At 69.7% G+C, this 22,392-nt stretch carries 21 protein-coding genes; 16 read left to right on the plus strand and 5 right to left on the minus strand.

The features are described 5' to 3' along the window. Positions 1 to 63: 63 nt before the first annotated feature. The 7 genes from mtrA to secA all read left to right on the plus strand — a co-directional run bounded on the left by mtrA (position 64) and on the right by secA (position 10,171). Positions 64 to 750: an MtrAB system response regulator MtrA gene (gene mtrA / locus ACPL7H_RS09520; RefSeq protein ID WP_424788642.1), complete on the plus strand. Its 687-nt coding sequence runs from the start codon at positions 64 to 66 to the stop codon at positions 748 to 750. 19 nt (positions 751 to 769) lie between these two features. Beyond that, positions 770 to 2,464, plus strand: a complete 1,695-nt coding sequence (mtrB, locus tag ACPL7H_RS09525) for an MtrAB system histidine kinase MtrB (RefSeq protein WP_424796710.1) — start codon at positions 770 to 772, stop codon at positions 2,462 to 2,464. Next, a complete protein-coding gene (locus ACPL7H_RS09530; RefSeq protein WP_424796711.1) occupies positions 2,461 to 4,149 on the plus strand; it encodes an LpqB family beta-propeller domain-containing protein in 1,689 nt (562 codons plus the stop codon). Before mtrB ends, ACPL7H_RS09530 begins: the two co-directional genes overlap by 4 nt. Positions 4,150 to 4,265: 116 nt before the next feature. Beyond that, the gene (locus ACPL7H_RS09535) at positions 4,266 to 5,021 is read left to right on the plus strand and encodes a phosphoribosyltransferase family protein (RefSeq protein WP_424796712.1); all 756 of its coding nucleotides are present in this window, start codon (positions 4,266 to 4,268) and stop codon (positions 5,019 to 5,021) included. 248 nt (positions 5,022 to 5,269) lie between these two features. Continuing rightward, positions 5,270 to 5,932 carry a ribosome hibernation-promoting factor, HPF/YfiA family gene (gene hpf / locus ACPL7H_RS09540; RefSeq protein WP_424788672.1) on the plus strand — a complete coding sequence of 221 codons (663 nt, stop codon included), beginning with the start codon at positions 5,270 to 5,272 and terminating at the stop codon, positions 5,930 to 5,932. 7 nt (positions 5,933 to 5,939) lie between these two features. Continuing rightward, positions 5,940 to 7,202 carry a winged helix-turn-helix domain-containing protein gene (locus ACPL7H_RS09545; protein WP_424796713.1) on the plus strand — a complete coding sequence of 421 codons (1,263 nt, stop codon included), beginning with the start codon at positions 5,940 to 5,942 and terminating at the stop codon, positions 7,200 to 7,202. Between the two features lie 113 nt (positions 7,203 to 7,315). Continuing rightward, positions 7,316 to 10,171, plus strand: a complete 2,856-nt coding sequence (gene secA, locus ACPL7H_RS09550) for a preprotein translocase subunit SecA (RefSeq protein WP_424796714.1) — start codon at positions 7,316 to 7,318, stop codon at positions 10,169 to 10,171. Positions 10,172 to 10,232: 61 nt separating this feature from the next. On the opposite strand, the gene ACPL7H_RS09555 is transcribed toward secA, so the two are convergent. After that, on the minus strand, positions 10,233 to 10,898 hold the full coding sequence (locus tag ACPL7H_RS09555) for a hypothetical protein (RefSeq protein WP_424796715.1): 666 nt from the start codon (positions 10,896 to 10,898) through the stop codon (positions 10,233 to 10,235). A gap of 210 nt (positions 10,899 to 11,108) precedes the next feature. On the opposite strand from ACPL7H_RS09555, the gene ACPL7H_RS09560 reads away from it, so the two are divergent. Together ACPL7H_RS09560 and ACPL7H_RS09565 are read left to right on the plus strand one after the other, a co-directional pair. Further along, positions 11,109 to 11,708 (plus strand): RNA polymerase sigma factor, encoded by a 600-nt coding sequence (locus ACPL7H_RS09560; protein ID WP_424796716.1) that lies wholly within the window; start codon positions 11,109 to 11,111, stop codon positions 11,706 to 11,708. A 142-nt stretch (positions 11,709 to 11,850) separates the two neighbouring features. Further along, on the plus strand, positions 11,851 to 12,693 hold the full coding sequence (locus tag ACPL7H_RS09565) for a hypothetical protein (RefSeq protein WP_424796717.1): 843 nt from the start codon (positions 11,851 to 11,853) through the stop codon (positions 12,691 to 12,693). Positions 12,694 to 12,705: 12 nt separating this feature from the next. Here the strand turns inward: ACPL7H_RS09565 and ACPL7H_RS09570 are convergent, their stop codons facing one another. Beyond that, positions 12,706 to 13,230, minus strand: a complete 525-nt coding sequence (locus tag ACPL7H_RS09570) for an Rv3235 family protein (protein WP_424788633.1) — start codon at positions 13,228 to 13,230, stop codon at positions 12,706 to 12,708. Then, positions 13,227 to 14,021, minus strand: a complete 795-nt coding sequence (locus ACPL7H_RS09575; RefSeq protein WP_424796718.1) for a LysM peptidoglycan-binding domain-containing protein — start codon at positions 14,019 to 14,021, stop codon at positions 13,227 to 13,229. Before ACPL7H_RS09575 ends, ACPL7H_RS09570 begins: the two co-directional genes overlap by 4 nt. 127 nt (positions 14,022 to 14,148) lie before the next feature. On the opposite strand from ACPL7H_RS09575, the gene ACPL7H_RS09580 reads away from it, so the two are divergent. Then, a complete protein-coding gene (locus ACPL7H_RS09580; protein ID WP_424788631.1) occupies positions 14,149 to 14,658 on the plus strand; it encodes a hypothetical protein in 510 nt (169 codons plus the stop codon). Positions 14,659 to 14,717: 59 nt separating this feature from the next. Here the strand turns inward: ACPL7H_RS09580 and ACPL7H_RS09585 are convergent, their stop codons facing one another. Continuing rightward, the gene (locus ACPL7H_RS09585) at positions 14,718 to 14,933 is read right to left on the minus strand and encodes a helix-turn-helix domain-containing protein (RefSeq protein ID WP_424788630.1); all 216 of its coding nucleotides are present in this window, start codon (positions 14,931 to 14,933) and stop codon (positions 14,718 to 14,720) included. Positions 14,934 to 15,085: 152 nt separating this feature from the next. On the opposite strand from ACPL7H_RS09585, the gene ACPL7H_RS09590 reads away from it, so the two are divergent. Genes ACPL7H_RS09590 through ACPL7H_RS09600 form a run of 3 tightly spaced genes read left to right on the plus strand, consistent with a single transcriptional unit; the run spans position 15,086 to position 17,463 of the window. Then, positions 15,086 to 15,724: a hypothetical protein gene (locus tag ACPL7H_RS09590; RefSeq protein ID WP_424796719.1), complete on the plus strand. Its 639-nt coding sequence runs from the start codon at positions 15,086 to 15,088 to the stop codon at positions 15,722 to 15,724. A gap of 3 nt (positions 15,725 to 15,727) precedes the next feature. Next, on the plus strand, positions 15,728 to 16,984 hold the full coding sequence (locus tag ACPL7H_RS09595) for an AAA family ATPase (RefSeq protein ID WP_424796720.1): 1,257 nt from the start codon (positions 15,728 to 15,730) through the stop codon (positions 16,982 to 16,984). Positions 16,985 to 16,998: 14 nt separating this feature from the next. After that, positions 16,999 to 17,463 (plus strand): DUF6912 family protein, encoded by a 465-nt coding sequence (locus tag ACPL7H_RS09600; protein ID WP_424796721.1) that lies wholly within the window; start codon positions 16,999 to 17,001, stop codon positions 17,461 to 17,463. A 27-nt stretch (positions 17,464 to 17,490) separates the two neighbouring features. Here ACPL7H_RS09600 and hisN read toward each other — a convergent pair whose 3' ends face one another. Beyond that, entirely contained in the window at positions 17,491 to 18,306 is an 816-nt protein-coding gene (gene hisN / locus ACPL7H_RS09605; RefSeq protein ID WP_424796722.1) for a histidinol-phosphatase, read from the minus strand. Between the two features lie 112 nt (positions 18,307 to 18,418). Between hisN and ACPL7H_RS09610 the strand changes: the two genes are divergently transcribed. From ACPL7H_RS09610 to ACPL7H_RS09620, 3 genes are all read left to right on the plus strand, one after another. After that, on the plus strand, positions 18,419 to 20,089 hold the full coding sequence (locus ACPL7H_RS09610) for a hypothetical protein (RefSeq protein WP_424796723.1): 1,671 nt from the start codon (positions 18,419 to 18,421) through the stop codon (positions 20,087 to 20,089). After that, positions 20,086 to 21,105, plus strand: coding sequence for a LacI family DNA-binding transcriptional regulator (locus ACPL7H_RS09615; protein WP_424796724.1), 1,020 nt, complete (start codon positions 20,086 to 20,088; stop codon positions 21,103 to 21,105). Before ACPL7H_RS09610 ends, ACPL7H_RS09615 begins: the two co-directional genes overlap by 4 nt. Before the next feature lie 75 nt (positions 21,106 to 21,180). Next, positions 21,181 to 22,239 carry a glycoside hydrolase family 172 protein gene (locus ACPL7H_RS09620; protein ID WP_424796725.1) on the plus strand — a complete coding sequence of 353 codons (1,059 nt, stop codon included), beginning with the start codon at positions 21,181 to 21,183 and terminating at the stop codon, positions 22,237 to 22,239. Positions 22,240 to 22,392 lie beyond the last annotated feature (153 nt).

Raw genomic sequence — 22,392 nt, forward strand, 5'->3', positions numbered from 1 at the left:
TGAGGACATCTTTGCATGGACAACCAACAGCCGGATTCGGCCCCGGGGTGGGACACTAGGCGGATGGAAGCACGCGTTCTGGTAGTAGATGACGACGCCGCGCTCGCGGAGATGATCAGCATCGTGCTGCACTCCGAGGGATTCACCACCGAGACCTGCGGCGACGGCGCCGCCGCCCTCGAGGCCTTCCGCACCACCCAGCCCGATCTGGTGCTGCTGGACCTGATGCTGCCGGGTGTGGACGGGATCGAGATCTGCCGCCGGATCCGCGAGGAGTCCGGGGTGCCGGTCGTGATGCTCACCGCCAAGAGCGACACCGCTGACGTGGTGCAGGGCCTGGAGGCCGGCGCGGACGACTACATCTCCAAACCCTTCAAGCCCAAGGAATTGGTGGCCCGGGTGCGCGCCCGGCTGCGCCGCCAGGACTCCGAGGGTTCGGAGCAACTGCCCATCGGGGACCTGGTGATCGATGTGTCCGGGCACCGGGTGCTGCGCGGCACCGAGGTGATCAACCTGACCCCGCTGGAGTTCGACCTGCTGGTGGCGTTGGCCCGCAAGCCGTGGCAGGTCTTCTCCCGCGAGGTGCTGCTGGAGCAGGTCTGGGGTTACCGGCACCAGGCCGACACCCGGCTGGTGAACGTCCACGTGCAGCGTCTGCGGGCGAAGGTGGAGAACGACCCCGAACGGCCCGAGGTGGTCGTGACCGTACGCGGCGTCGGGTACCGGGCGGGAGCACCGTCGTCCTCCTGACGGTGAGGTGAGTACGCACATGGCAGAACCCGCGTCCGGTTGGGAGCGAGTCCGGGACAGCCGGGTCCTCGGTCCGGCCCGGGCGCTGATCCGGGTGTGGCGCAGTTCGCTGTGGGTGCGCGTGATGACCACCACCGTGGTGGTGGGGCTGGTGGCCGTGGGAGCGCTGGGCGCGTTGTTGTCCGGCCAGGTCCGCGACGGGCTGTTCGAGGAACGGCGCGACCAGATCCTGGCCGATGCGGCCGCCCGTACCGAGGCCGCCCAGGAGCGGTTCGACTCCCAGATCGCCTCCAACGAACAAGACGTGCAGGATGTGGCGCTCGACGTCGTGCGGTCACTTCAGGAGGGTTCGGTCGGCAATGCCGGGGTGCTCCTGATGCGCGGCCCGGAGGCGGAGGGTCCCACCGATCTGCTGCTGCCCGTGACGGACGGGGCTCTGGCAGAGCTGATCGAGCCCGAACTGCGCGAGGCGGTACGGGCCGAGTCCTTCCAGCAGTGGCAGTCCGTCTCCCTGCCCGCGGCCGTGGAAGCCGGGCCCACCCCTGGTATCGCGGTGGGCTCCACGGTGACGCTTCCCATCGTGGGGGAGCACGAGATCTACTTCATCTACTCCCTGGCCACCGAGGCCCAGACCCTGGAGGTGCTCCAGCAGGTGCTGGTGGTGGGGGCGGTGAGCCTGATCCTGCTGCTGGTCGCGATGGCCTGGTACCTGGCCCGCCAGGTACTGGACCCGGTGCGGGTTGCCGCGCGAACCGCCAGCCGGCTCGCGGACGGGCGCCTCGACGAACGCATGCCGGTGCGGGGTGGTGACGAGCTGGGTGTGCTGGGCAGCGCCTTCAACGACATGGCCCAGAGCCTGCAGGACCAGATCGAGCGGTTGGCCGAGTTGTCCCGGATGCAGCAGCGGTTCGTCTCCGACGTCTCCCACGAGTTGCGCACCCCGCTGACCACGATCCGGATGGCCGCCGAGGTACTGCACGCCGAGCGTGACTCCTTCGATCCCGTGCAGGCCCGGTCCGCGGAGTTGCTGGCCACCCAGGTGGACCGGTTCGAGTCGCTCCTGGCCGACCTGCTGGAGATCTCCCGGTTCGACGCGGGCTCGGCGGTGCTGGACGTGGAGGAGGTCGACGTTTACCGGGTGGTCGAACGGGTGGTCGAGGAGACCGCCCCATTGGCCGACGGGCATGGATCGGAACTGAAACTCAGCGCACCGGAGGGCAACTGCGCCGCCGACATCGACCCACGGCGGGTGGAGCGGATCCTGCGCAACCTGCTCGTGAACGCGATCGAGCACGGGGAGGGTGGTCCCATCGAGGTACAGGTCGGGGCGAACGAGGCCGCGGTTTCGGTGACGGTGCGCGATCACGGCATCGGGATGACCGCGCCGGAGGCGAAGCGGTTGTTCGACAGGTTCTGGCGTGCGGACCCGGCCCGCACCCGCACCCTGGGCGGCACCGGCCTCGGTCTGGCGATCTCGCAGGAGGACGCCCGGTTGCACGGAGGCACCCTGGAGGCCTGGGGAATTCCCGGTGATGGTGCCAACTTCCGGCTCACCGTGCCGCGCCGGGCCGGTTTGACCGTGACCGAACACCCCCTCGCGCTCGTACCCGAGCGCCCGGAGGTGCCGGTCAGCCCACGGCACGAGCCCGAGGACCCGGCCGGCCCCGCGACCGTGCCGCGCCTGGCCGACCACGACCTGGAGATGGGCCGATGAGGGGCCGGTGGGTGCTGGCGGTCCTGACCGCCGCCGCGCTGCTGACCGGCTGTGTCTCCTTCCCCGAGTCCGGTCCGGTGACCCGCGGGATCGAGGGAGCGCCGGAGCCCGAGGCGATCTCCCTGGTGGCCGAGGAGCCCCAGCCCGGGGACTCCCCGGAACAGATCGTTCGCGGGTTCCTCGCCGGGGCCGCGGCCGGGACCACCGACGACTTCACCGTTGCTCGGCAGTACCTGACCGAACCGACCGCCGAGGTGTGGAGTCCGAGCGCCCAGGTGACCGTCTACTCCGGGGCGAACCCGTTCGAGGTGACCGAGACCGGCGAGGGCCAGGTGGAGGTCACGGTGACGGTGTCCGGGACGGTCGATGGTACCGGGGTCTACACGCCGGCACCGGTGGAGACCAGCGCGACGCTGGAGTTCGACCTCCGCCAGGACGAGCGGCAGCAGTGGCGGATCGACGAACTCAGCGACGGCGTGCTGCTCTCGGAGGTGATCTTCGGGTCCCAGTACCGTCAGATTCCGTTGTACTTCCTCACGCCCGATGCGACCATGCTGGTGCCCGACACCCGCTGGTATCCCCAGCGCAACGCCCCCACCGCCGCCATGCGTGGATTGCTGGCCGGGCCGGTGGAGTGGTTGGACGGCGCCGTGTTCAGCGCCATCCCCGCCGACACCGCGCTGTCCTTCGCCGCGGTGACCGTCTCCGCCGGCACCGCTCAGGTGGACCTGACCCCCGAGGCCTTCGCCGCCGACGCCACCGCCCGGCAGTTGATCCGCAGCCAGGTGGAGCAGACGTTGCTCGGCCTGCCCCAGGTGCAACGCGTGGAGATCACCGTGGACGGCGTGGCGTGGGACTCCCCGGTCGATGGCCTGGACGTCACGCGCGACCCTGCGGTGGGCCGTTCCCCGGTGGTGCTGGACGTGGAGCAGGAGGTGCTGGGCTCCTTCAACGAGATGGCCACTGAGCCGATCACCCCGCTCCCCGATGTGTTGCCGGTGACGGAGTTGCAGCCGCGGGCTCTGGCGATCGGCTACGACGGTGAGCCACCGGTGATGCTCGCCGGGACCGACCACCTGGTCACGGTGCCCACCGAAGCGGCACCCGAGCCGGTGGTGCTCGCCCAGTTCCCCGACCTGGTGGCGCCCAGTTACGACCGGCACGGGTGGGTCTGGACCGGCCCGGCGGCCAACACCGGTGAACTCCTGGTGGTACGTGCCACCGAGGAGGTCCGGCCGGTCAGCGCCGAACTGCTCGCCGACGCCGAACTGCTCGCCGCCCGGGTCAGCCGTGACGGCACGCGCTTGGCGGTGATCGTACGCATCGACGGAGGCGTCTCGGTGGAGGTGCACGCGGTGATCCGGGATGAGGCGGGCGTACCGCTGCGGCTGAGCCAGGGCGTGCAGGTGGTACGTCAACTGCGCGAGGCCAGCACCCTGGTGTGGGTGGACGAGCAGCACTTGGCGGTGCTGGGAGTCTCCGGAACAACCAACTCGGTTCACCTGACTCCGATCGGTGGCCTGACCCAGCAGTTGCCCACGGTCCCCGAGGTGGTCGACATCGCCTCGGCGCGCGGTGCGCGGGAGATGTATGCCAGCACCGAAGAGGGTGACCTGTACGCCCGCAGTGGCCTGGGCTGGCGCAAGGTCGGGGAGAGTATCGCGCTACCGACCTTCCCCGGCTGAGCATCTGCGCCACGGTCGAGTCCTCCGATGCACAGGCAGGCGCCCGCTGCGGCGGCGTCCCCAGCCATCCCAGCGACGCTGGTGACCTACCCGAACTCCCGGGCACCCTGACCCCGATGGGGATACTCAGCGCCCTGGTGGCGACCTGCCGTGACGTCGGATCGGACCTGACGTCCCTGCTGCTGCCGCTCGGCTGTGCCGGTTGTGGCACCTGGGACATGGCGATCTGCCGGCGGTGCCGCGGGCTGTGGCAGCAGCGACCGCGCCGGTGCGAGTCCGACACCGTCTACCTGGCCGCGCAGGACCACCCGCCCCGTCCGGGTCTACCGGTGTGGGCGCTGGCGCCCTACCGCGGCGGCCCGCGACGGATGGTGCTGAGTTGGAAGGGGCACTCCCGCACCGATCTGCGCTCGTTCTTCGCCGGCGTCGGATACGGTCTCGGCGGGGCATTGGGTGGGGAACTGACGCGCCTGCTCACCGGACCAGCCGCACCGGTGCTGGTGCTGCCCGCACCGTCGGGGTGGCGGCGCCGGCTTCGCCGTCAACTCGTCGTCGCCGATCTCGCCCGAGCCGTCGGCGCGGGCCTGGGGAGCACGGGTCACCGCGTGGACGTCCAGGATGTGCTGCGCACCCCCGATGCGTCACTGCACCGTCTGGGCGCCTCGGCGCGCCGGTCCTCCCGGCGGGTCAGCTTGGCGCGCCGGACCGATCCGCGGTCATTGCGGACGGCCGTGGTGCTGGTGGACGACGTGGTCACCACCGGGGCCACACTGGCCGCCTGCCGCACGCTGCTGCGGGAGCACGGGGCCAACGTGGCAGGTGCGGTGGTGCTGGCGGCCACTCCGGGCCCGGGCAGCGCTACCTGGCAGTGACCCCTAGGACCTATGGCCGGGGCCCGGCTCGGCCGGTCCGAATAGGCTGTGGGCGCAGACGATGCCCGTTCAGTTGGGCAAAACCGGGACGGGCGCAGTAGCGTCTGATCATGGAACTGAATCGAGAATCCGGACGGGGGTGATCGACTCCGCACGAGCCATTGGGCCGCACGGGCCGCAGTGGCGCAACACCCCGCTCAGGACCGGTGAACACCGCTCCCGAACTCTTCTTGACACCGGAGGTCGTCATGGAAATCGTCGTCGTCTCTCGCCACACCGAGGTGCAGGAGCGCTTCCGCAGGCACGCGGAGGAGAAGTTGGCCAAGGTCAGCCAACTCTCGCCCTACGCCCAGCGCGTCGATGTGGAGGTCACCCACGAGCGCAACCCGCGTCAGGCGGACAAGGCAGAGCGGGTGGAGTTGACGGTGAGGGCCAAGGGTCCGGTGGTGCGGGCCGAGGCCAGCGCACAGGACCGGCACGCGGCCCTGGACCTGGCGGCGGGAAAGCTGATGGAGCGACTGCGGCGAGCCCGGGACCGGCGAAAGAACCACAAGGGCCGTCCTGCCGCGCCCCCGTGGCAGGACGTCGTCGCCCCCGATCTGGTCACCGACGTGGTGGAGGAACCCGCGCCCGAGTCCAACGGTCCGACCGCACCCACCGAGCCCGGCGTCGCGGTGGAGGATCAGCTCGGGGACTCCCCGGTGATCATCCGCCAGAAGATGCACGAGAGTAAGCCGATGACGGTGGACCAGGCGCTGGCCGAGATGGAACTCGTGGGCCACCCGTTCTACCTGTTCATCGATTCCGAGACGGACCAGCCCTGCGTGGTCTACCACCGCCACGGGTGGACCTACGGCGTGATCCGGTTGAACTACTCCGCCCAGCCGCTGGAGAGCGTAGCCAGCCGATGAGGTGGCGATGAGCCGATCCGCACTGCCCTCGCGCCGGCTCACGCCGGCGCAGGCCCGCCGAATCGCCCTCACCGCACAGGGTCTGGCCGGCGCACCGGCGCAGGCCAGACCCGCCGGGGCGGTGACGATGCGCCACCTGCAGTCGATGATCAACCGGGTGGGGTTGCTGCAGATCGACTCGGTGAACGTCCTGGCTCGCGCGCATCTGCTGCCGGTGCTGGCCCGGCTGGGTCCCTACGATCCGGCACTGCTGGACCGTGCCACCACGGGGAGTGCCTCCCGCCCCCGGCGGCTGGTGGAGTGTTTCGCGCACGAGGCGGCACTGGTGCCGCCCTCGACCTACCAGTTGCTGCGCTGGCGGATGACGGGACCGCGCGTGAGCGCCCGGCTGGCGTCCTTGCGGCTCGAGCACCCCGGGTTGTTGGGGCAGATCATGGGGCTGATCACCGAGCACGGCCCGGCTACCGCCGCTCAGATCCACGCCGAACTGGGACACGAACGCGGGCCGAAGGAGCACTGGGGGTGGAACTGGACGGTGGCCAAGCAGGTGCTCGAGGCCGCCTTCGCCGCCGGGTTGCTGGCGTGCGCCCACCGCAACAGACAGTTCGAACGTGTCTACGACCTGCCCGAGCGGGTGCTCCCTGCGCACCTGCGGCCCGAGGACGCGCCGGACCGGGCCGAGGCGATGATCGAGTTGGTCAAAATCGCCGCCCGTGCCCATGGGATCGGCTCGCCACGGTGCCTGGCCGACTACTTCCGGATGCCGGTTGGCCAGACCAGGGCGGCGATCGAGCACCTGCTTGCCGCCGGGACGCTCGAGCGCGTGCAGGTGCACGGATGGGACGCCCCGCTCTACCGCTACGCGCAGGCTCCGGTGCCCCGGTCGGTTCATGGGCGGGCGCTGCTGGCTCCGTTCGACCCGCTGGTGTTCGAGCGGCGCCGGCTGCGGGCACTGTTCGGCATGCACTACCGGATCGGGATCTACACCCCCGCCCATCAGCGCACCCACGGTTATTACGTGCTGCCCTTCCTGTGGGGTGAGGATCTGGTGGCGCGCGTGGACCTGAAGGCCGACCGGGCTGCCGGCGCGCTGGTGGTGAACCACGCCTTCGCCGAGGACGGCGCCGCGACACCGGGCGCACGTGCCGCGATCGCGGCACCGCTGGCTGCGGAACTGGGCCAGGTGGCCACCTGGTCGGGCCTGGGCACGATCACCGTGGCCCAGGGCGCCGGTGGGGACCTCACCAGCGCACTGATCGAGCAGTTGTAGGGCCCGCGCCGGCAGGACCGCAGGATCGTTCGGTTCGGTCCGGGAGCCAACTCGCATACCATGGACACCGCCGGGAACCACCGGCTGCTCCGCCACACACTCTGGAGACCTGCGTGCCTTCGATCCTCGACAAGATCCTGCGGATGGGCGAGGGGAAGATCCTCAAGACTCTGCGTGCCCTGGCCGACCAGGTCAACGCGCTGGAGGAGTCGGTCAGCGACCTCACCGACGCCGAACTGCGCGAAGAGACCGACCGGTTCACCGAGCAGGTCGCCGGCGGAGAGAGTCTGGACGCACTGCTGCCCGAGGCCTTCGCCGTCGTCCGCGAGGCCGCGGTACGAACCCTGGGTCAGCGCGCCTACGACGTGCAGATCATGGGTGGCGCGGCGCTGCACCTGGGCAACATCGCCGAGATGAAGACCGGTGAGGGCAAGACGCTGGTGGCCACCTTCCCGGCCTACCTGAACGCCCTGTCCGGCAAGGGCGTGCATGTGGTCACCGTGAACGACTACCTGGCCCGCTACCAGGGCGAGTTGATGGGGCGGGTGTACCGCTTCCTGGGCATGGAGACCGGGCTGATCGTGGCCGGGCAGAAGCCGGACGAGCGCCGGAAGATGTACGCCGCTGACATCACCTACGGCACGAACAACGAACTGGGCTTCGACTACCTGCGCGACAACATGGCCTGGTCGAAGGATGAACTCGTCCAGCGCGGCCACAACATGGCCATCGTGGACGAGGTGGACTCGATCCTCATCGACGAGGCGCGCACTCCGCTGATCATCTCCGGCCCGGCTGCCGGGGAGGCGAACAAGTGGTATTCCGAGTTCGCCCGGCTGGTGCGCCGGATGGAGCGGGACGGCGACTATGAGGTCGATGAGAAGAAGAAGAACGTCGGGGTGCTGGAGTCCGGGATCTCCAAGGTCGAGGACTACCTGGGCATCGAGAACCTGTACGAGTCCCTGAACACCCCGCTGATCGGCTTCCTGAACAACGCGATCAAGGCCAAGGAACTGTTCACCCGGGACAAGGACTACGTGGTCCTCAACGGTGAGGTGCTGATCGTGGACCAGCACACCGGCCGGATCCTGGCCGGGCGCCGCTACAACGAGGGCATGCACCAGGCGATCGAGGCCAAGGAGGACGTGGCGATCAAGGCCGAGAACCAGACCTTGGCCACGATCACGCTGCAGAACTACTTCCGTCTCTACGACAAACTCTCCGGAATGACCGGTACCGCGATGACCGAGGCCGCGGAGTTCCAGAACACCTACAACGTCGGCGTGGTGGAGATCCCCCCGAACCGGCCACTGGCCCGGATCGACCAGTCCGACCTGGTGTACAAGAACGAGGACGCCAAGTTCAACGCCGTCGTCGAGGACATCGTGGAGCGGCATGCCAAGGGGCAGCCCGTCCTGGTGGGGACCACCAGCGTGGAGAAGTCCGAACTGCTGTCGAAGATGCTGAAGAAGCGTCGGGTGCCCCATGAGGTGCTCAACGCCAAGCAGCACGCCCGTGAGGGTGCGATCGTGGCGATGGCCGGGCGCAAGGGCGCGGTCACGGTGGCCACCAACATGGCCGGTCGTGGTACCGACATCATGCTCGGCGGGAACGCCGAGCACATCGCGATCTCGGAGATGACCAGGCGTGGCCTGGACCCCACCGAGAACCCCGAGGAGTACGAGCAGGCCTGGCCGGGCGTGCTGGAGCAGGCCCAGGAGTCGGTGGCGGCGGAGCACGATGAGGTCGCCGAACTCGGCGGACTGTACGTGATCGGCACCGAACGGCACGAGGCGCGCCGGATCGACAACCAGTTGCGCGGGCGTTCCGGACGTCAGGGCGACAAGGGCGAGTCCCGGTTCTACCTGTCCATGGGCGATGACCTGATGCGACTGTTCAACGCGGGGTTGGCCGAGCGGTTCATGAACGCCTCCTCCTACCCCGACGACATGCCGTTGGAGTCGAAGATGGTTACCCGCGGCATCGCCAGCGCCCAGGGGCAGGTGGAGAGCCGCAACTTCGAGATCCGCAAGAATGTCCTGAAGTATGACGACGTGCTGAACCGGCAGCGCACGGTGGTCTACGAGGAACGTCGTCGGGTGCTGGAGGGGGAGGATCTGGCCGACCAGGTGCAGACCTTCATCACCGACGTCATCACCGGCATCGTCACCGCGGCCACGGCCTCGGGCGTTCCGGAGGAGTGGGACACCGACCAGCTCTGGACGGACCTGAAGACGGTCTACCCGGTCTCGATCACGGTGGAGGACCTGGAGGAGGAAGCCGGAAATCGTGCCAGGCTGACCACCGACCAGCTCATCACAGAACTGGTCTCGGACGCCAAGGTCGCCTACGCCCAGCGCGAGGAGGAACTGGGTGAGCAGGTGATGCGCGACGTCGAGCGCTCCGTGGTGCTATCGGTGCTGGACCGCAAGTGGCGCGAGCACCTGTACGAGATGGACTACCTCAAGGAGGGCATCGGGCTTCGCGCGATGGCCCAGCGCGACCCGTTGATCGAGTACCAGCGCGAGGGCTTCGACCTGTTCGCCGCGATGAACGAGGCGATCAAGGAGGAAGCGGTCGGCTATCTCTTCCACGTCGAGGTCAAGGCACCCGAGGAGCAGCAGGTCGACGGCGTGAGCATCGTGGCGCAGGAGGGCGAGGCCGACGGCGCCATCGCGCCGGCCGGTGTGGAGCCGCGGAAGGATCAGTCGAAGTCGGGCAAGCGGGCAGGCGCGTCCCAGCGGGACGACCAGCGGCGGCGGGACGGTGAGCGTGCGGACCCGCTCGGTCTGGGTGTGCCGCAGCGCCCGACCGGGTTGCGTTACAGCGCGCCGAGCGCGGACGGCGACGGCGCCACCACCGTGACCACCGGCGGTGGCCAGCGAGGCAACCAGCAGGCCGCCCCGGCTTCCGGTGGCAACCGGGAGCAGCGCCGACGGGCGGCCAAGGCTGCCCGCAAGCGTCGCTGAGCTCGGACCGGCTCGCTGAACTCGGACCGGCTGAGTCACCGAGCCGGCCCGAGTCGCCGCCTCAGAACCTCGCGCAGGTGCCACCCCAGTTGGAGTGGCCGACGACGTTCTGCCGCCAGATGTGGGCGGAGTAGGCACCATTCTGGGTCTGCGCCTTGGAGATGGACCGGGTCTGTCCGCTGCTCCAGGTGGTCTGGGCGCCGGTGTGCCAGGTGGTGCCGGTGGGGCAGTGGCTCGCGTTGGTGGGGATCCGGTAGATGCGCAGGAATCCGGTCGTCGCGGCCGAACCCCGGTTCTGCCAGGAGGCCGTGATCCAACTGCCCGATGAACTCAAGCAGATCGTGCCGGGCCCGCGGGTGCCGTAGTTGCACCGCGTTCCGCGCGGCACCGACGCGGTGCGCGCCTGCGTGGAGGTCGAATCCTCCATCTCCGCGGTGGGCTCCTCGCACTCCTCCACGCGGTCCACCCGGACGGTGGACAGCTCCGCGGGTGCGCCCATGGCAGCGTTGTAGCCGGGGTCTACCTCGGTGGTGAACTCGATCTCGAGCAAGGTGCAGCCGCGTGCTGCGGAGTCCGCGGCCCAGTCGTACCGGCGGGCCTGGTCCAGATCATGCTCGGCCCAGGCCTGCCACTGCGCGACCGACGCATGGGTGGCCGGGGTCTCGTCGTCGTCCTGGCCGGGGCCGGCATGCTGGGTGGCGCCGGCAGCGCCGCCCAGGGCAGCCATTCCGGTCCATGCCAGGGCGAGTGCGGCCAGAGTGCAGGTTGATCGAAGCAAGGGTCGACGTGCCGACATAAGTCCTCCAGTGGCGTCCCGGCCACCCCCGTGGAGGCCGGTTCCCCAGGAGAATACGCACGTGATGCGGCACCTGCACCAGTGTCGGATGTAACAACTGCACCGGTGCCGGCAATAGACAGGGTATGGAGGAGGTACTCGTTGCACGACGCCGACGCCGACGCCGACGCCGACCGGCAACGGCTCACCGCCCTGTGGGTGGAGCATGCCGATGCTGTGCGCCGGTTCGCCCGGCGACGAGTCGAGGTGACCGAGGTCGAGGACGTCGTCGCCGAGACGTTCGCCGTCACCTGGCGCCGGATCGATCAGGTCCCGGCCACCGCGCTCCCATGGATCTACGCGGTGGCACGCAATGTGATCGGGACCAGGCTGCGCAGCGAGGGTCGCAAGGAGGCCTTGCTGGCGAAAGTGGCCGCCGAGCCGGCGGGGCAGATGCCCTCGGCGGAGGTGGAGGCGGTGGAACGGCTGCATCTTGCCCAGGCGTGGTCGCAGTTGACCGAAGCCGAGCGCGAGGTGATCGCGCTGGTTGCCTGGGAAGGATTGTCCAGTACCGAGGCGGCCACGGTGATGCAGTGCCTGCCCTCGACGTTCGCGGTCCGGCTACTGCGGGCCCGGCGCAGGCTGGCGCACCTGCTCGACCGTGGTACCGGAGAGGGGGCGGGGCCGCACACGGGTTCGCTGGGTGAGGACGAGCCGGCCGCGCGCTCGGTCAAGGCAAGGGGAGAGGGGGACTCGCGATGAGCCACGCGATGGAGGGGAGGGTGCACCCGAGGTTGATTGGGACGGGGCCCGGGTGCACCAACCGGGGGAAGCAGGGGGAGGGCGTGAGGTGCGGTGGCCGCCCCCGGTACGGGAGCGACCACCGCACCGGGGGTGATCGGTGATGCCTCGCACCGGACCGCACGGGGTGCTTGCGCGGTTGGGCGCGCTGGATCCGGCCCGGGACCTCCCGGACCAGGGCGCCACGGCGCAGGATGAGGCGCTGCACCACATTCTGAACTCCCCGCGGCGGCCGCAGGCCGGGGACTTCGTGCCACAGCGCCGGACCGGACCGATGGTGGCAGCCAGCGTGCTGGTGGTGCTGGCGCTGGCCGTGGGTGCGTTGGTGTGGATCTTCTCCACCCCGCCGGTCTATGCCACCTGGAGCGCCCAGCCCGAGCCCTTCTCGGCCGGCGATGCCCGGGTGGCCCGGGAAAAGTGTCCGATGGTCGCTCACGAGATCGTGGGGGATCCGGACGATCCGGAGGTTCGGCAGGTGGGTCTGGAACCGGTGCTGATCGATGTTCGCGGGGAGTACACCTACGTGATCAGCGCTGATGACCAGGGCCGGTTCGCCGAGTGCTTCGTGACCCGGGGCGAGGAGAGTAGTGCGGTGTCCAGCGACGCCGGGTTCTCCGCCGACGCCTGGGACTCGGTGACGATCGCACCGGCCCAGGGGGTGCAGGTGCTGCACGCCGGCACCGCCACGTGGAGCCGGGAGGGCGAGGAGCTCCCGGGAGCGCTCACCTCGGTGTTCGGGCGAAGCGCGCACGACGTGGAGCAGGTGATCCTGGTGACCGAATCGGGCGACCGGGTGCACGCGTCCGTGCAGGACGGGTGGTGGGCGGCCTGGGCGCCGGGGGATGAGTCCATCGTCGGTGAGGTGACCGTGGTGACCACCGACGGTAGGACCCACCAGCAGGAGTTGTTGGAGGGCGACTCCGCACCGGTGGAGGAGCCGCGCTGAGCATCGGCCTACTCAGCCGATGCTCAGCGCGGTGGCGCACCAGCGCCCCCGGAGCACTTCCAGGCGCAGCGCCACCGCACGCATGCGGCGCCCGTCATGCAGCACGACCGAGAACTCCCATGTCGTGGCGCTGACGGCGCAGCCGTGCACGCGCCGCGGGCGCACCTGGGCGGGCCGGTCCGGACGACCGGCTACCTGCACTCCGAGCAGGGCCCGCCGGTTCAGGGCAGCCCAGAGGTCGGCGTCCATCCAGCGGATGAGTTGCGCCGGCGGGCGCTGTCCCTGCAGGACCTCCACCGCGGCACGGGCCAGGGTGGCCGCCCAGCTCGCGGGGTCCGGTAGGTCGGTGTGCCCGGACCCGGCATCCGCGCCGGCCGGGGCGTCCCCGGTGGACTCCCGCTGCGGGCCGGTGAAGCGGACCCGGTCCCACTGTGCCCGGACCGGATCGGGGCGAACCCGGAGTTCCCGGGCTCGCCGGGGCGGTAGGGCGGTGACCGGTTCAGGGCTGCGGGACCGCCGGGTGCCGACCGCGGTCATGACGCACGCCCCTCGGGGTGGGTGAGCTCCTGGCCCGGATGGATCAGATCCGGGTCGTCACCGATGACGTCGAGGTTTGTGCGGTACCACCGTGGCCACCAGTCGGCGACCTCGGCCGGTTCGGCCTGCTCGCCGAGCGAGTGCGCGGCCACTGACCACAGGGTGTCGCCGGGCTGGACGACGTAGACCGGGCCGGGCGGATCGTCGACCCCGGATGCGACGTCCTGCTCGGTCCGGTCGTCCTGCTCTGGTGGCTCCTGCTGGTCCGGCTCTGCCCCGCCGTGCGTGCCGTACCCATCGTCCGGCGTGGAGGACTCGTCGTCGTCCTCGCCCTCGACCGGGCCGGGGTCCTGGGTCGGTGTCCACGTCAGGTGCACCGGGTTCGAGGCGACATCGTCTCCATCGACCGCGTGGGCCGGGCCCAGGAGGGCACCGGCAACCAGGACGGCCCCGGCACCACCCCCCAGCAGCCGGCGCACCGCCGGGGCGCCGGCCCGGCGCACCAGCCGTTCCCCGCCGGACCAGACCAAGCCGGTCAGCCGCATGGCCAGGCACAGCGCGGTGATCGTGCCGCTGAGTACGTACCAGGCCAGCAGCACCAGGCCCAGGCCCACGAGTACCGCGGCGGTGGCCGCGTCGATTCCTCGGCCGGTTCCCTGGCCGAGTCCCCGGAGCAGGTCCAGCAGATGGGCGGTGCCGAGCCAGAGCGCCCCGGAGCCGGTGGCAGCCAGGACGCTCGCCCCCAGCAACCGGCCCCCGGTGTGCGACACCGTTGTCGTCCACTTCGTCATCATAATCCCCTATACGTATCAGTTCGTGTCAGTTCATGATGGTAAGTGGTGTTATGTGTACACGGGTCGGCTGTGATTGTCCAGAGGTCGGCCGGTGCAGGGCCGGACGGATCGCTACGGTGAACAGATGCGCTGGGATGATCTGTTCGCTGACCTGCAGGCGCAGTTCGAAGCGGCCGCGGACGAGCATGTGCCCATGCAGGTGGCCGAACTCGCCGAGGCAGAGATCGCGACCACGATGCTCCCGGACCGGTGGCGGGCCCGGCGCGGGGAACAGTTGCAGGTGCGGCTACGGGACGGTTCGGACCGCGACGGGGTCGTGAGCGACGCGGCTCAGGACTGGCTCGTTCTTGCCCGAGAGGCTCGCCGCAGCCTCATCCCGCGCTCCGCGGTGGTACTGGCCAGGCCACTGGGACCCAGCGCACCCGAACCCACCCGGGTAGAGCGCGGGCTGGGGCTCGGTCACGTCCTGCGTGCGCTCGCGCAGGAGCACCTGGCCGTGGTGGTGCACACCATCGCCGGCACCTACCGTGGCCGGTTGGCGCGGGTGGGCGGCGACCATTGCGACCTGGTCGATGCGCGCGGCGTGGTCACGATCGCCTGGTCCGGACTGGTCAGCGTGGAGTCCGGCACCTGAGTGGCCTCGGCCACCCATGGCCGGTGGAGATTCTGACGCTCGGATTCTCGACCGCGGAGTCAGTCCACCCGGCCTTCCTCGCGCAGCCGCTCCTGGGTCCGGGCGTACATGCGGTCGATGTAGTCCTGCAACTGTGCGTCCTCGATCCGCCAGGTGCCCTTGCCGCCGATCTGGATCCCCTTGAGTTCCCCGCTGCGTACCAGCGCCCGCACCTGTGACATCGAGATCGAGAGGATCTCGGCCACGTCGGCAAGGGACAGGAATCGCTGCTGCATGAGCCCATTCTGGCATCCCGGTGGGACAAATCGCCCGGCATGAACAAAGCCCCTGTGCATAACTCCTACACGAGGGGAGTGTTCTTGGCACCATAGGACGGGCGTAAGGGCACTGATCCACGCAGGGCTGGAACGCGCAGGGGAGGGCGACGGTGGACGAGACACCAGGGGGACTGCGGATGCGCCGGCCGAGTTGGCGCGATCCGCGGCTGGGCATCGGAGTGCTTCTGGTTGCGGCCTCGGTCGCACTGGGCTCCTGGGTGGTCACGCAGGCCGGGGCGACCGTGCCCGCCTACACCGCCAGGGAGGTCCTGGTACCTGGTGAACCCATCACCATGGATGATCTGGAGGTGGTCCAGGTCCAGATGTCCGGGCTGATGCAGACCTACCTGACCCCCGAGGAAGACGTGCCGGCCGATGCGGTGGTGCTGCGCACCGTCGGTGCCGGGGAACTGGTGCCGGCGGCGGCGATCGGCAGTGCCGTCCAGTTGGACCTACGACCGGTGACCATCCCCACCGACGCCTCGGCGGCGACGTCGTTGGCACGCGGCAGCCGTGTGGACGTGTGGGTGGCCCGGCCGGACCCACAAGGGAGCATCGGCGCAGTGCTCCCCCCGGTTCAGCTTCTGCCGGACGTTCAGGTCGCTGAGGTGCTCGAGGACACCGCCTTGTTCGCCGGCGCAAACCAGGTGCACGTCCAGGTCCTGATCGCGGAGGCCGACCTGGCCGACGTGCTCGAGGCGCTGTCCTCCGGCGCCGAGGTGATCCTGGTGCCGGGTCCGGGTGCGTAGCCGATGAGCCTGGGCGTGCTGGTGGCACTGCCGGGCGGCGTCGAGGAACGCCTGGTCCGGGACGTCGCCGCGGCCTCGGACATGACGGTGACCCGGCGCTGCGCCGATGTCGCCGAACTCCTCGCCGCCGCCATCGCCGGTGTCGGCGTGGTGGCGGTCACCGACGCAGAGTCCGGCATCGACCGGATGGCGATCGACCGGCTCGCCGCTGCCGGGGTCCCCACCGTGGTGGTGGCCGGCCCGACCGAGCACGCTCGGGTGCGCCAGATGGGTGCCGTGCCCGCTGATCCCGATGCGGACCTGGTCTCCGCGATCCGTGACGTGGCTGGGCGCGGAGTGGTGCCCGTGTCGGCCCCCGTCGAGCCGCCGGTGCCCGATCCGGCGCAGACGAAGGGTACGGGCCGGCTCGGCACCGTGGTCACCGTTTGCGGTCCTCCGGGATCCCCGGGCCGGTCCACGATCGCGGTGAACCTGGCCCACGAGATCAGCGGGACCGGGCAGGGCGTGCTGTGCATCGACGCCGACATCTGGGGCTCCGCGCTGGCCCAGATGCTCGGCGTGCTCAGCGAATCGGCCGGGCTTGCCGCTGCGGTCAGGGCGGCTGACCAGGGCACCCTGGACGCCACTGCGTTGGCCCGCATCGCCTGCGAGGTCGACGGCGGGCTGCATCTGCTCACCGGGCTGCCCCGGGCGTCCCGTTGGCGTGAGATCGGCGCGGCGAGCCTGCGCAGCGTCGTCCAGGTTGCGCGCACGGTCTACTCATGGGTGATCATCGACGGCCCGGTGCGGGTGCCCGATGACGACGGCGACTACGAGCCGATGCTCACCGCCGGACGCAACGCTGTGGCCGCCGCGGTCTTGGATGAGGCCGATGAGGTGCTCGTGGTCGGCGCGGCCGAACCCATCGGGATCGAGCGGCTGGTGCATACCGTGCTGGACCTGGAGGAACTGCCGCGCCGCACCGTGGTGGTCAACCGGGTGCGCGCAGGTGCCGCCGGCCCGCGTCCGCAGGACTCGGTGCGCGAGGCGCTGGCCCGCTTCGCCGGGATCAGCGACCCGGTGCTGATCCCCGACGACCGGAACGCGGCCGATCGGGCCCTGTTGACCGCCTCGACCTGGGCGGAGGCCGCGCCGAAGTCCTCGGCCCGTCTCGCGGCTCAGGCCCTGGCACACCGGATCAGCGGCACCGCCCCGGTGCGGGCCGGGCTGCGCGGACGGCTGCGCGGACGGCTGAGCGGACGGCTGCGCCGGCCCGGATAGGACACACTGTGACCATGCGCGTCTATCTCCCAGCCACGCTGGCCGACCTGGCCGGCACCGAGGGCCTGCCCCCGCGCCGCGGCCATGCCCTCACCCCTGCCCTCGCCGCCGCGCTCGGCACCGCAGGCGGTGACAGTGACGACGCCGAGGCAGGGGAGTTCCAGGCCCTGGTGGCGGCCGCAGCCGACAGCCTGGCCATGCTGCGGGACCGCGGTCATGAGCCGCCGGTGCGGGTGGTGGTCGCGGCCGATATCGACGATGTCGAGGTACCGCAAGGCGATCCGGAGCCCTCGGCGGTGTTCGCCCCGGCCGTACCTTGGCGCGCCGTGGTCTCCTTCCACATCGACGACCGAACAGACCTCGCCGGCGCCGCCCAGTTGCGCGGGGCCATAGCCGGGCAGGCCGGAGCCGAGGAGGCCGTCGCCGAACTGGACCTGCTCTGGTACGACGTGAGCGAGCGCGCCGATCTGCTGACCTGACGAGCCGTGTCGTGACGCCCGGGTGACCTACTGTGCGGGCCGGGCCAGGTAGCCCATCACCGCGTCGTGCAGGTGGGTGTTCGTGGCCAGCGCGTTCCCACCGAAGGGACCGTCGGCCCCGGCCAGCGAGGTGAATCGGCCGCCCGCCTCGGTCACGATCGGCACCAGAGCCGCCATGTCATGCAGCGCCAACTCGGGTTCGCACGCGATGTCGACCGCGCCCTCGGCGACCATCATGTAGGACCAGAAGTCTCCGTAGGCGCGGGTGCGCCACAACGCCTCGGTCAGGTCCAGGAACGCATCAAGCAGCCCGATCTCGTCCCATCCGTCCAGACTGGAGTAGGACAGGGAGGCATCGGCCAGATCGCGGACCCCGGAGACCTCCATGCGGCTGGCCGCCGAGAGGGCGCGGCCAGTCCAGGCACCGGACCCGAGCGCGGCCCACCATCGACGTTGCAGTGCCGGCGCCGAGACCAGCCCGAGCACCGGTTCGCCGTCGTCGACCAGTGCGATCAGGGTGGCCCAGACCGGCACGCCCCGGATGAAGTTCTTGGTGCCGTCGATCGGGTCGATCACCCACTGACGCGAACCGTGCCCGGTGGCGCCGAACTCCTCGCCCAGGACCGCGTCTCGGGGCCGGGTGCGGCTGAGCTGGCCGCGCACGATCTCCTCGGCGCTGCGGTCGGCATCGGTGACCGGCGTGGTGTCCGGTTTGGTCTCCACGTGCAGGTCGAGGGCCTTGAACCGGGCCATCGTCTGGGCGTCGACCTGGTCAGCGATCACGTGCGCCAGCCGCAGGTCGTCGTCGTAGCGGGGGCGTCGCGGGGCGGTATCGGTGCTCACCCGGTCACGGTAGCGCCCGGCGGGGCCCGGGAGTCCCAGGTGGCGGGGCGGGGCGCCGCAAACACCGGAGAGATGTTCGCAGGCCAATGGGTAATCGATTACTATCGGTGCCATGGCAGCGGATGATGATGTCGAGGGTGCTGCGTCGTCGGACTTCTTCGCGGTCGCGCACGTGGGGGCGGCTGCGACCCTGAGCACGTCTAGCGACGGAGATCTGTGGCCGAGCGCATGGGCTGACGATGGTGCGTTGTACACCGCCTGTGGGGACGGTACCGGGTTCGCTCAGGACGACTTCGCCGACATCGTGGTCAACCGCATCGAAGGGCACCCCCGCACTGGATTGGAGGGTGCCCGGCTCGCTGCCGGGCGCGAGGTGAGTCCGGTATGGACTGACCCGGCCACGTTCAATTCCAAGCCCACCGGCATGGTGGCAGTGGACGGTAACGGCGACGGGCGTGATGAGTTGTACCTGGCGGTGCAGGACTTGCGCTGCGGCGAATCCCCGGACACCTTCAACACTGCTCCGGCTGCGGGCATCGTGTGCTCCGAGGACTACGGCCGCACATGGGACCAGGGTTCAGGAGTGATGTTCACCGGCGAGTTCACCACGGTGATGTTCTTGGATTTCGGGCAGAGCAACTCCGGGGTCTCAGTTCTCGGCGACTGCCAGCCGATGGTCTATGCCTACGGTCTGGACCACAACTGGCGCACGTCCTACTCCGGCGCCGTGCCCGACCCGGTCGACCTCTTCCTGGCCCGGGTACCCGCCCGGGCGGTGCAGGACCGCGACGCCTGGGAGTTCTTTGCCGGCCACCGGGCTGATGGCAGGCCGATGTGGAGCGTGCACCTGCAGGACCGGATTGCGGTGCTCACCGACCGTCGGCGCACAAGTCGGTGGCCGTCCCTACCCGGTGTGTCGCCGCGCCCCGACGGGACGATGATCGCCCAGGGCGGAGTGGTCTATAACGCCGGACTGCGGCGGTATCTGTATTCCTCCTGGACCGAATACACCTTCGAGTTCTACGAAGCGCCTGCCCCTTGGGGGCCGTGGCGGCACTTCCTCCGCCGGGACTTCGGTCCGCTCAGTGGTTGGCTGGGTCCCAAGGTCGACCTGGCCCACCACGGCGGCTATGCCACCACGATCCCGAGCAAATTCATCTCCTCCGATGGTCGGGATGCCTGGGTGCAATCCAACTGGTTCTACCGGGCCGGCAGCTACCCCGGGAATTCCTATCAATTCTCGCTGCGTCCTCTGCGCCTTGATCCTGAGCGGCAAGGCGCCGCCCAGAAGCATCCGAGCCGGACGAACCTCGCCCGCATACCCGGAGTGCATCCGATCGCCAGCGCGTCCCGAAACGGACGGCTCGAGGTCCTCAACGACGGCACCAGCGCGCGTGCCGAGGACTCCTGGAACGGATTGCGCCAGGAGCAGGACTGGTGGGGCTACACCTGGCCGGCGCCGATCCGGTGCAATCAGGTAGTGCTGAGCACCGGACCCCGGGACGCCGGAGCGGGCTGGTTCGCGCAGCCGCCAGTAGTGCAGGTGCGCCGGAGCGGGCAGTGGGAACACGTTCCGGCCCGGATCAGCCCGCCCTATCCACCGGACTCCACCGCTACCGGTGCGCGCCGGTACACCTTCGATTTCGGCCCCCAGGTGACCACCGGCGTGCGGCTGTGCGGGCCCAGTGGTGGCTGGGGTGGTTACACGTCAGTCAGTGAGATCGAGGTGTACCTGCGTGAGGAGGCGTCGACGGGCGACGACTATGGGAGCATCGAGACGTGAGGCGACGTACTGTGCGGATTACCGACGTTGCCCGGGAGGCCGGGGTCTCCACGGCAACGGTCTCTCGAGTGCTCAACGGTGCCCCGTCGGTGGATCCAGAGCTGGCCGAGCGGGTACGCGCCGCCGCAGCAGCAACTCGGTACGTACCCAACTCCAACGGCCGGGCACTGCGCCGCCAGCGCGCCGACATCTGGGCGGCAGTCGTCTCAGATGTGCAGAACCCGTTCTTCACCTCGCTGGTGACGGCCGTCGAACACGTCGCCGTCTCCGCGGGCTACTCGGTGATGTTGTGCAACACAGACGAACAGCTCGACCGCGAGAGGGCCTATCTGGAGGCGGCCATCGCGCAACGAATGGCCGGCGTGGTGGTGTCTGTGACGTCGGAGCAGCACTCGGATCTGACGCCACTGCTCGATGCGCACATCCCCACTGTGGTGGTCGACCGCCGGGTGCAGGGTTTCACCGGGGACACCATCCTGATGGACAATGTCGAGGCCGGGCGACTGGCGGGCCGCCATCTACTGGACCTGGGCCACCGGGAGGTCTTCACCATGGCAGGTCCCTCAGGGGTGAGTACCACCGAGGACCGGCTGCTCGGGATCCGTGAGGTCCTGGAGGCCGCGGGGCTGCCGATGCAGGGCCGGCACCTGGTGCGCACCGACCTCAAAGCCGATGAAGCCGAGACGGCGGTGCGAGCCATGCTGGACCGGGCGGACCGTCCGACGGCCATCTTCGCCAGCAACGGCCCGCTGAGCACCGGTGCTTACCGCGCGATCCAGCGCAGCGGCCTCCGCATGCCCGACGACATCTCGTTGTTGGGCGTCGACGATGAACGGTGGACCACCATGGTCAACCCCAACCTCACCCTGATCGCCCAACCGGTCGAGGCTCTGGGCCGATTGGCGGCGGAGCGATTGCTTGCCCGGGCCGCCGACGATCAGACCGAGGCCGTGCACGTCCTGATGGCACCGGAGATGAAGGTCCGCGGGACCACCGGGCCGGTTCCGGCTTCCTGAAGCAACCAAGCGCGGCGGGCTCCGGGCCGGGCCGCCGTCACGATGCCCACCGACAATGGCGAGGAAATGAGAAGGATGCACCGAGATATCGCAGCCCTGCGTGAGACCGAGACCAGATCGATCAGCCCCGAGAACCCCACTGGCGAACGGGGTGGGGGCGCTCGCGCGACGGACGGCACGGGCGCAGCGGCAGCCCGTGACCTGGGAGTCGGCTGGAAGGTCTCACCCAGTGTGGCGATCGCCCCACACAGCACCTACGACCTGGCCCAGATCGCCGGTCCGGGTCGGATCACCCACATCTGGCTGACCACCCACACCAGTAACTGGCGACGGCTCCTGCTGCGCGCGTACTGGGACGGTGCCCAGGAACCGGCCGTCGAGGTTCCCGTCGGCGACTTCTTCGGTCAGGGCTGGGGGCAGTTCGCCCAGGTGAACTCGGCCATGATCGCGGTGAATCCACACGGTGGGTTCAATTCCTACTGGCCGATGCCCTTCGCCGACGGGGCCCGGCTGACCCTGGAGAACCTCTCCGATGACGAAGCGATCGTGTATTTCCAGGTCACGTATGAGATCGGGGAGCAACCGGGATCTGCGCGACTGCATGCCCAGTGGCGTCGCTCGAATCCGCTGCCGGAGGCATCCCCCCACGTACTCCTGGAGGGCGTGCAGGGCCGCGGGCATTACGCCGGGACGTATCTGGCCTGGGGAGTGAACTCCTCCGGGTGGTGGGGAGAGGGTGAGATCAAGTTCTATCTGGACGGTGACCAGGCCGGCGGGCACCCGACCATCTGCGGCACCGGTACGGAGGATTACGTCGGTGGTGCCTGGAACTTCGATGTCCCGGGGCAGGGATACACGACGTTTTCCACTCCCTACCTGGGGATGCCGCAGGTGATCCGCCCCGATGGGCTGTACCGGTCCCAGCAACGCTTCGGCATGTACCGCTGGCACGTGCCCGACCCGATTACGTTCCACTCCGAACTCGCCGTGGACATCCAGGCGCTGGGATGGCGCAGTGGCGGACGCTATTTGCCGCTCCGCGACGACATCGCGTCGGTGGCATTCTTCTACCTGGATCGCCCCAGCACCCGACGCCCGCCGTCGCCGGTAGCCGACGCCCTGGAGATTCTCTGAGGTGAGGCTTGACCACGGCTGACGCTGTGCCCTAGCATCGGGTAATCGATTACCAGTAATCGATTACCCAGAGGTCAGCGCTGACGGAAGAGGAGCCCGATGTCCGTGCGATGCCGAATCGGCTGCCTGGTCACCCGGCCGGGAAGGCCGCGG

The organism is Pseudactinotalea sp. Z1732, assembly GCF_049724975.1.
Taxonomy (GTDB): Bacteria; Actinomycetota; Actinomycetes; order Actinomycetales; family Beutenbergiaceae; genus CALKWS01.